The 7,782-nt window shown below is 64.1% G+C and carries 7 protein-coding genes; 2 read left to right on the plus strand and 5 right to left on the minus strand.

Translation table 11 applies throughout. The annotated features are described in order from the left end of the window. Positions 1 to 16: 16 nt before the first annotated feature. The 4 genes from JHD59_RS17935 to JHD59_RS17950 form a co-directional block, all read right to left on the minus strand. Positions 17 to 1,870 carry a DUF3857 domain-containing transglutaminase family protein gene (locus tag JHD59_RS17935; RefSeq protein WP_199155236.1) on the minus strand — a complete coding sequence of 618 codons (1,854 nt, stop codon included), beginning with the start codon at positions 1,868 to 1,870 and terminating at the stop codon, positions 17 to 19. 224 nt (positions 1,871 to 2,094) lie between these two features. Beyond that, entirely contained in the window at positions 2,095 to 2,505 is a 411-nt protein-coding gene (locus JHD59_RS17940; protein WP_199155237.1) for a biopolymer transporter ExbD, read from the minus strand. After that, positions 2,492 to 3,169 (minus strand): MotA/TolQ/ExbB proton channel family protein, encoded by a 678-nt coding sequence (locus JHD59_RS17945; RefSeq protein WP_199155238.1) that lies wholly within the window; start codon positions 3,167 to 3,169, stop codon positions 2,492 to 2,494. Before JHD59_RS17945 ends, JHD59_RS17940 begins: the two co-directional genes overlap by 14 nt. Further along, a complete protein-coding gene (locus JHD59_RS17950) occupies positions 3,166 to 3,864 on the minus strand; it encodes an energy transducer TonB (RefSeq protein WP_199155239.1) in 699 nt (232 codons plus the stop codon). Before JHD59_RS17950 ends, JHD59_RS17945 begins: the two co-directional genes overlap by 4 nt. Before the next feature lie 144 nt (positions 3,865 to 4,008). On the opposite strand from JHD59_RS17950, the gene hslV reads away from it, so the two are divergent. Both hslV and hslU read left to right on the plus strand, forming a co-directional pair. Next, positions 4,009 to 4,560, plus strand: coding sequence for an ATP-dependent protease subunit HslV (gene hslV / locus JHD59_RS17955; protein ID WP_043630155.1), 552 nt, complete (start codon positions 4,009 to 4,011; stop codon positions 4,558 to 4,560). Positions 4,561 to 4,604: 44 nt separating this feature from the next. Next, positions 4,605 to 5,948 carry an ATP-dependent protease ATPase subunit HslU gene (hslU, locus tag JHD59_RS17960; RefSeq protein ID WP_103318941.1) on the plus strand — a complete coding sequence of 448 codons (1,344 nt, stop codon included), beginning with the start codon at positions 4,605 to 4,607 and terminating at the stop codon, positions 5,946 to 5,948. A gap of 82 nt (positions 5,949 to 6,030) precedes the next feature. On the opposite strand, the gene JHD59_RS17965 is transcribed toward hslU, so the two are convergent. After that, positions 6,031 to 7,347 carry an MFS transporter gene (locus JHD59_RS17965; RefSeq protein ID WP_199155240.1) on the minus strand — a complete coding sequence of 439 codons (1,317 nt, stop codon included), beginning with the start codon at positions 7,345 to 7,347 and terminating at the stop codon, positions 6,031 to 6,033. Between the last annotated feature and the right edge of the window lie 435 nt (positions 7,348 to 7,782).

The following is a 7,782-nucleotide window of genomic DNA, read 5'->3' on the forward strand; positions in this document are numbered from 1 at the left end:
TGCCGCCATGGCTGGTTTACAGCTTGATGATCTGGCGGGCCTGGGTCACGCAGGCGCGGGCTTCCGCGCTGAGTTTGGCAAACGCCGGGCTGGCGATGTCGGCATGATCCAGCCAGCGCACTTTGCGGGTCAGGCGGAATTCATAGCGCAAGCCGCTGGCGCTGGATGTCTGCTTCAGGTCCAGATCGAACCAGGGGGAGCGGGCCTGGCAGCTGAACGGCGGCTGGATCGGCTTGGCGCCCTGCAGCGTGACGGTGCGCTCCATGGTTTCCGGATCGCCCAGATAGACATCGGCCTGGTTGCCGTTGCTGCGGTAGTTGTCGAAATCATTCCAGCGCTTGTCCAGGTGCGGATCGTACAAGTACAGCCCGGAAATCTTCTCTACGGCCCGGGTGTCGACGGACTGGATGCGGACCGGATAGCTGTCCGGCAGCAGGAAGCCGGTGGCGGCACGCTCCACCTTGCAGCCTTGCGGCTGGTTGCCGCTGCCGCGGCAAATGCTCTGCTCGCTGCTGCTGCTGCCTTGGTAACGGTCGCGCATGGTCAGCTCCACCAGCGGCCAGCCCGCCATCACGCTGACGCTGGAGACCAGGGCGCTGCCGTCCTGGCGCAGCACTTCATGGCGCTTGACCACCATATCGGTGGTCGGGGCCTGGCGCGGGATGCGCTCCTGGCGCACGCTGCCGTCGCTGCCTATCAGATAGGTGGCGCGCTCTTGCAGGTCCGGCATGATGCGGTCCGGGGCAAAGAACGGATTGGTGGCATCCAGCCAGGCCACTTTGCCGTCCACCGTCGCGCGCACGATCATGTGGTTGACGGTGCCCAGACCCGGCAGCAACGGTTCCGGCGCGAAATTGCCGCGGAACACCAGGGCCGGCTCGGCGGCGATGCCGGCATGGCGCAGCATGGCGGTCAGCAGCGTGGCCAGGTCTTTGCAGTCGCCGTACCCATGCTGCTCGATTTCGGCCAGGGTGAACGGCACCAGGCCGCGCTCGGCCAGCCGCTGATCGTTCAGATAGCGGTAGTGGCTGTTGATGTGCTGCATGAAGGCCGCAACTTGCTGCGCCGCCGGCTTGCCTTGCTGGGCAGCCACCACGGCGGCGGCGCCCGGCGGCAGCGGGGCGGCCAGGATTTCGTTGTAGCGCGCGGCGTAGCTGCCGAAGTGCTGCTGCGGTTGGTCGCTGGTGGCGATGCTCAGCCGCGGCCAGCGGCGGATGGCGCTGTTGTCCCATTCATTGGTGAAATTCAGATAGCGCGCGCCTTGTTGGTCGATGGTGATGGACTTGCCGTCGGCCGCGGCCGCCACCTGAAAGCCGTCCATGCTTTCGCCGCGCCACAGCAGCGCGCGGGGGGAGCGCAGTTCGAAATGGTAAGCGTCGTAGCGGACCGGCTCCGGGTCGAAGTCCAGCCGGTAGAGCAGCTCGCGGCTCAGCGGCGGCGCGGCGATGTGGTGCTTCACCTCGTAGCGGACCTCGCTGCCCACGGCCAGTTCGGGGAAGGCCAGCCAGGTTTGCTTGTCGCGGCTGACGCCGGCATAGGGGTTCGGCGCGGCGCGGGTTTCCACCTGCGATTTTTCCAGCTTGATCACGCGGCCGTCCTGCTGGCGCACTTCGCCGCTGACTACGTCCAGCCGGTCGGTATCGGGGTAGGTGAAGTCGATGCGCGACAGGAAGTCCTTGCCGGCCGGCTTCAGGATGGTGAATTGGTTGCGGGTGGTGCAGTCCAGGCTGTTGTCGGCATTGTGCTGGCAATCGATGCTGGTCTGCAGCGCAAGCGGCGCTTCGCTGACGGGTTGCCGCGCGGCGTTGGCCGCGTGGCCGGCGCAGGCCAGCATGGCGGCTAGGCTGAGGCGGGAAACAGGAATTCGCATCTTGATGAAACCATCGGTTGGGCCGCGTCTGCTGGCGCGGCAAGGCGAGTTTGCGTAAATGACAAGGATATTGCCACGCGGCGGCATCGCTAGCCAGTGTCATGTGATGGCGGCTGCGCGGCCGGCGCGGTAGGCAGGGGTTTGGACAGGACAGCGCCGCATCGGTTGCGGCGCCAGAGGGCGCCGCTGTGCACGGCTGGCGCAGACCATACTGATCAGTATAGCTATTGCGCTGCGGTGACGAAGCCTATCTTGCCGACGCCGTTCTGTTGCGCGGCGGCCAGCGCCTTGGCCACCGTTTCGTAGCGCACGGCTTTATCGGCAGACAGGTGCAGTTCGACGTTGGGATTGGCGGCGGAGGCGGCGGCGAAGCGGGCCGGCAGATCAGCCTCCGCCACCGGCTGGTCGTTCCAGTACAGCTTGCCGGCCGCGTCCACCGTCAGCCGGATCTGTTCCGGTTTGGCCTGATGCTCGGCGGCCTGGGCGCGCGGCAGATCGACCTGCACCGCGTTGGTCAGCAGCGGCGTGGTGATGATGAACACCACCAGCAGCACCAGCATCACGTCCACCAGCGGCGTGGTGTTGGGTTCCGCCATCGGCGCGGACGGCCCCTGGTTGAAACTACCGAACGCCATGGCCGTCTCCGGACTGGGTCAGCAGCTGTGAGTGCAGGTCGTGGGCGAAGTAGTCCAGCTCCTGCGACATCACGCGCTGGGCGCGGGTCAGCGCATTGTAGGCCAGCACCGCCGGGATGGCGGCGGCCAGGCCGGCGGCGGTGGCCACCAGCGCCTCGCCGATCGGACCGGCTACCGCGCCTATGCTCATCTGGCCGGCGTGGCCGATATTGACCAGCGCGTGGTAGATGCCCCAGACCGTGCCGAACAGGCCGATGAACGGCGCGGTGGAGCCGATCGAGGCCAGCACGGTCAGGCCGGCTTCCTGGCGGGCGTTTTCCTGCGCCAGCACTTTGCGGATGGCGCGGGTCAGGAACTCGTCCACGCCGCAGGCCTGGCCCAGCGCGCGCCCGGCCTGGCTCTGGTATTGCTTCAGCGAATCGATGCCGGCGCGCGCCAGATTGGCGAACTGCGACTGGCTATGGCGCAGGCTGTCTTCCGCCTGCTGCCAGTTCGGCGCGCCCCACAGCAGGCTTTCCGCCTCGCGGTTGGCGCGGCGCAGGCGCCAGGTCTGCGCGCCGCGCACGATGATCAGGTACCAGGTCAGCACCGACATCAGGATCAGGAGCATGAACACCGTGATCAATACGGCGTCCCCTTGTTGGAATACGGTGAGAATGTTCATGAGCGGATCGATTTCAAAGAGAATTCAACGGGAACGACAAAGGTGTAGGCGATCGGTTCTTCGCCGCGCTTGGCCGGAATGAAACGCCAGCGTTTGACGGCGGCCAGCGCGGCGCGGTCCAGCCGAGGGAAGCCGCTGCTGTCCTGCACCGACACGTCCAACGGCAAGCCCTGGGCGCTGACATGGACGCGCAAGCGCACGGTGCCGGCTTCGCCGTCCTCCTGCGATTGCGAGGGATAGGCCGGCGCCGGGTTGTTCAGATAGCCGCCGCGCGCCAGCGGCTCGGTGATCGCTTGCGACTTGCCTGCGCTGACGGTTTGGCCATCGGACTTCGGCGCGTCGCTTGCTGCCGCGGTCGCAGGCGCGCTGATGGCTTGGGCCGGCGCAGGCGTCTCGCTGGACATCTTGCTGGTTTGCACCGGCGGCGTTTTGGGCGCGGGCTTGGCCGGAGCCGGCTTGGCTTCGGCCTGGCGTGGCCGGGATGGCTGGGATGGCTGGGATGGCTGGGGCGTTGCCGGGGGCGAGGCCGCGGGCCGGCTGGGCGGCGCTAGCGCAATCATGTCCATCCGCGCCAGGCGCGGCGGCGTGATGGGCGCTTGGCTGGCATGCTGCTGATTCAACAGCCACAGCGCCAGTACGTGCGCCGCCAGTACGCCGCCCAGGGTGAATAATTGCAGATTAGGGGCCGACTTCATGTTGTCGATGATAACGCAAACTATTCTCATTTTCTACGGTGAGCCGATTCTGAAGGCTTGCCGATGCTTGCAATCGGTACAATCGCCTGCATATTGTGGACAAAGGCCGGCAGCTCGCCGGCCATCATCTACTGGAATCCAAACATGCAGCAGTTCGACGGAACCACTATCGTTTCCGTCCGTCGCGGCGAGCGCGTGGCGCTGGGCGGGGACGGGCAAGTGACCCTGGGCAATATCGTGATCAAGGCTACCGCGCGCAAGATACGCAAGCTGCACGGCGGCAAGGTGCTGGCGGGTTTTGCCGGCGGCACCGCCGATGCCTTCACCCTGATCGAGCGCTTCGAGGCCAAGCTGCAGAAGCACCAGGGCAACCTGCTGGTGTCGGCGGTCGAGCTGGCCAAGGATTGGCGCACCGACCGCATGTTGCGCCGGCTGGAGGCGATGCTGATTGTCGCCGACAAGGATCACACCCTGATCATCACCGGCAACGGCGACGTGCTGGAACCGGAGCAGGGCATCGCCGCCATCGGTTCCGGCGGCGCCTTCGCCCAGTCCGCCGCGCGCGCGCTGTTCGAGAACACTGATCTCGCGCCAGAAGTGGTGGTGAAGAAATCGCTGGAGATCGCCGGCGACATCTGCATCTACACCAACCACAACCACCTGATCGAAACCCTGGGCCCGGACGACGCGGCCTAATCCAGAATGCAAGACCCGGCCATGCCGGCCGGGCGGAGAACGTCATGACGCAAATGACCCCGCAGGAAATCGTCCACGAACTGGACCAGCACATCATCGGCCAGCACAAGGCCAAGCGCGCCGTCGCCATCGCGCTGCGCAACCGCTGGCGCCGCCAGCAGGTGGCAGAGCCGCTGCGCAGCGAGATTACCCCGAAGAACATCCTGATGATCGGCCCCACCGGCGTGGGCAAGACCGAGATCGCCCGCCGCCTGGCCAAGCTGTCCGGTGCCCCCTTCATCAAGGTGGAAGCCACCAAGTTCACCGAGGTCGGCTATGTCGGCCGCGATGTGGACACCATCATCCGCGACCTGGTGGACGTGGCGATCAAGGACACGCGCGAAGCCGCGATCAAGCGCAACCGCGTGCGCGCCGAGGATGCCGCCGAGGAGCGCATCCTGGACGTGCTGTTGCCGCCGGCCCGCAAACCGTCCGGCTTCTTCGCCGAAGAGCCGGTGGCTGTGGAAAAGCAGGAAGACGGCGCCACTCGCCAGAAATTCCGCAAGATGCTGCGCGAAGGCAAGTTCGACGATAAAGAGATCGAACTGGAAATCGCCGCGCCGGTGGCGCAGATGAATGTGATGGCGCCGCCGGGCATGGAAGACTTCGCCAGCCAGCTGCAAGGCATGTTCCAGGGCCTCGGCGCCGGCAAGAAGCAAACCGCCAAGATGAAGGTGGCCGACGCTTTCAAGCAGCTGATCGATGAAGAGGCGGCCAAGCTGGTCAATGAGGAAGAGCTGAAGGCTGAGGCGCTGAAGAACGTCGAGCAGAACGGTATCGTGTTCATCGACGAGATCGACAAGGTCACCAGCCGCGGCGAAGGCCATAGCGGCGCCGACGTGTCCCGCGCCGGCGTGCAGCGCGACCTGCTGCCGCTGGTGGAAGGCACCACGGTGTCCACCAAGTACGGCATGGTGAAGACCGACCACATCCTGTTCATCGCCTCCGGTGCCTTCCAGCTGTCCAAGCCGTCCGACCTGATTCCGGAACTGCAGGGCCGTCTGCCTATCCGCGTCGAACTGTCGTCGCTGTCGGTGGACGACTTCAAGGCCATCCTGACCAGCACCAACGCCTGCCTGACCCGCCAGTACCAGGCATTGCTAGCCACCGAGGGCGTGGAACTGGAGTTTGTCGAATCCGGCATCCAGCGCCTGGCGGAGATTGCCTGGCAGGTCAACGAGAAGACCGAGAACATCGGCGCCCGCCGCCTGTACACGGTGATGGAGAAGCTGCTGGAAGAAGTGGCCTTCGACGCCAAGTCCGGCCCGTGCAAGATCGACGGCGACTATGTCGACAACAAGCTGGGCGAAGTGGCCGAGCGCGAGGATCTGGCGCGCTACGTGCTGTAATGAAGAGAGGCGGACTGCGGTCCGCCTCATCACATATATATAGATAGAGAGAGCGGCGACCTTCATGGTCGCCGTTTTCCTTTTATATGGATTGATTCAACTTGCTGCTGGCGGTGGCGATAGGTTCGAACGCCTCCGGGTGTTGGCGCAAATACCACTCCTTCACTTCTTCGTGATTCAGGCTGAGGAAACGGTTGACCCCGGGCAGGCGCAGCATCGGCGGCACCGTCACCATATGGAACACGGCGAAGAACAGATAGACCGCATCCAGCGACCAGCGCGATAACAGAATACCGGCCAGCGCCGGCCCCAGCATGCCTCCCAGCTTGGCCACCAGCACATTGATGGCGGACACGCGCGCGCGATAGGCTTCCGGCACCGCCAGTGTGCGGTGCGTCTGGCCGATCAGCATGGTGATCGACAGCAGCACGCCTTCGATGCCGAACATCGTCAGCATCAGATACGGATGATCGGTCAGCGCCACCACCAGGAACACCGCCGCCAGGGCCCACATGGCGAAGGCGCGGGCGCGCGGCCGGCTACAGTATTGCAGCAAGCGGTGAGTGAACCACAGCGAGCCGACCAGCAAGCCGCCGCTGGCGGCCGCTTCGCAAGCGCCCAGCCAGAACGCCGGCAAACCCAACTGGTGCAGCTTGATCGGTAGCAGCGTCACCACCATCGGAATATAGGCTGTCATCATTAATAAGCCCCACAGCGCCCAATTGCGCTCCAGCGGGATGCGCCAACGTATGCGCAGGCCGACGCGAATCTGGTCGATGAAGCTTTCCGCCTGGATGTGCTCGCGGTTGCGCGGCGGGATCTGGATGCGCAGCGCGCCAAGTGCGGCGATGGCCAATAATGCCGCGTAGCTGCCCAGCGCCAGCCAGGCTGGCGTGAGCGCCATCAGGCTGCCGCCCACCACGGGCCCGATCAGGTTGCCGACGGACTGGGAGCTTTTCTGCAGCGACAAGGCATCGGACAGTCTGCCTGCCGGCACCAGCTCGGAGGCGATACTCAACATGGATGGAATGACCAGGGCCCAAGCGAACATCGAGAGAGACTCGCTGGCCACCACCCAAGCCAGGCGATAGAAATTGAACCAGGCCATCGTCGCCAAGGCCAGGCCGGACAACATGGCCAGCGCGATGCCGCAGGCGATGACGCGATTCTTGGGGAAGCGGTCGCCCAAGGGGGCGGTCAGCGGCAGCGCCACCAGCATCACCAGCGCGGTCAGCGCGCTGAACCAGGCCATATCATGCGCGCCGCCCACGCTTACCACCCACCAGCTGATGCTGACATAGCCGGCGCCCATGGCCAGGCCGCTCAGCACATCGCTGAGCATCAAGAGATGGAAACCAGGAGGCAGGCCACGTAATCGGTGCTTTAGAGAGATATTCATGGCGCGCTCCTTGGGGGTGAGGGCATTTGATCCTATCACGAAATGACATCGTCACAAAATGACCATCTCAAAAACTGTCTCCCAGCTGCTCTGGCAGAAAATTCATCAAATTTGGAGTGGTTTTTGAAAGTTATCTGGGCGCCTACTCAGGCTTTGCCAGCGGTTTTCGCAACATTCCTGCCCTCATGCCAAAAAATCCTTCAAGTCGATAGTGTTGAAAATCAATCGTTTATGGAGTTTATTATTGGAAACCTGCATTTTTCTCAAAAAACCTGTTGACCGAGGGTGAGGGCGCAGGTATAGTTCGTCTCCTCAGCTGACGCAGCGAACGAAACCAGCCGAACGAAACAGGTTCCGGCGGCAGTCGCAGCGAAGGCACTGCTCTTTAACAGAACGAATAACCGATAGGTGTAAGTGCTTGGCGAAAGCCAAATA

The organism is Chromobacterium sp. ASV23 (assembly GCF_016428945.1).
GTDB classification, from domain to species: domain Bacteria; phylum Pseudomonadota; class Gammaproteobacteria; order Burkholderiales; family Chromobacteriaceae; genus Chromobacterium; species Chromobacterium sinusclupearum.

Coding starts and splice junctions, on each gene's coding strand:
- hslU (WP_103318941.1), top strand. CDS start 4,605: ATGACGCAAATGACCCCGCAGGAAATCGTCCACGAACTGGACCAGCAC.
- JHD59_RS17940 (WP_199155237.1), bottom strand. CDS start 2,505: ATGGCGTTCGGTAGTTTCAACCAGGGGCCGTCCGCGCCGATGGCGGAA.
- hslV (WP_043630155.1), top strand. CDS start 4,009: ATGCAGCAGTTCGACGGAACCACTATCGTTTCCGTCCGTCGCGGCGAG.
- JHD59_RS17945 (WP_199155238.1), bottom strand. CDS start 3,169: ATGAACATTCTCACCGTATTCCAACAAGGGGACGCCGTATTGATCACG.
- JHD59_RS17965 (WP_199155240.1), bottom strand. CDS start 7,347: ATGAATATCTCTCTAAAGCACCGATTACGTGGCCTGCCTCCTGGTTTC.
- JHD59_RS17950 (WP_199155239.1), bottom strand. CDS start 3,864: ATGAAGTCGGCCCCTAATCTGCAATTATTCACCCTGGGCGGCGTACTG.
- JHD59_RS17935 (WP_199155236.1), bottom strand. CDS start 1,870: ATGCGAATTCCTGTTTCCCGCCTCAGCCTAGCCGCCATGCTGGCCTGC.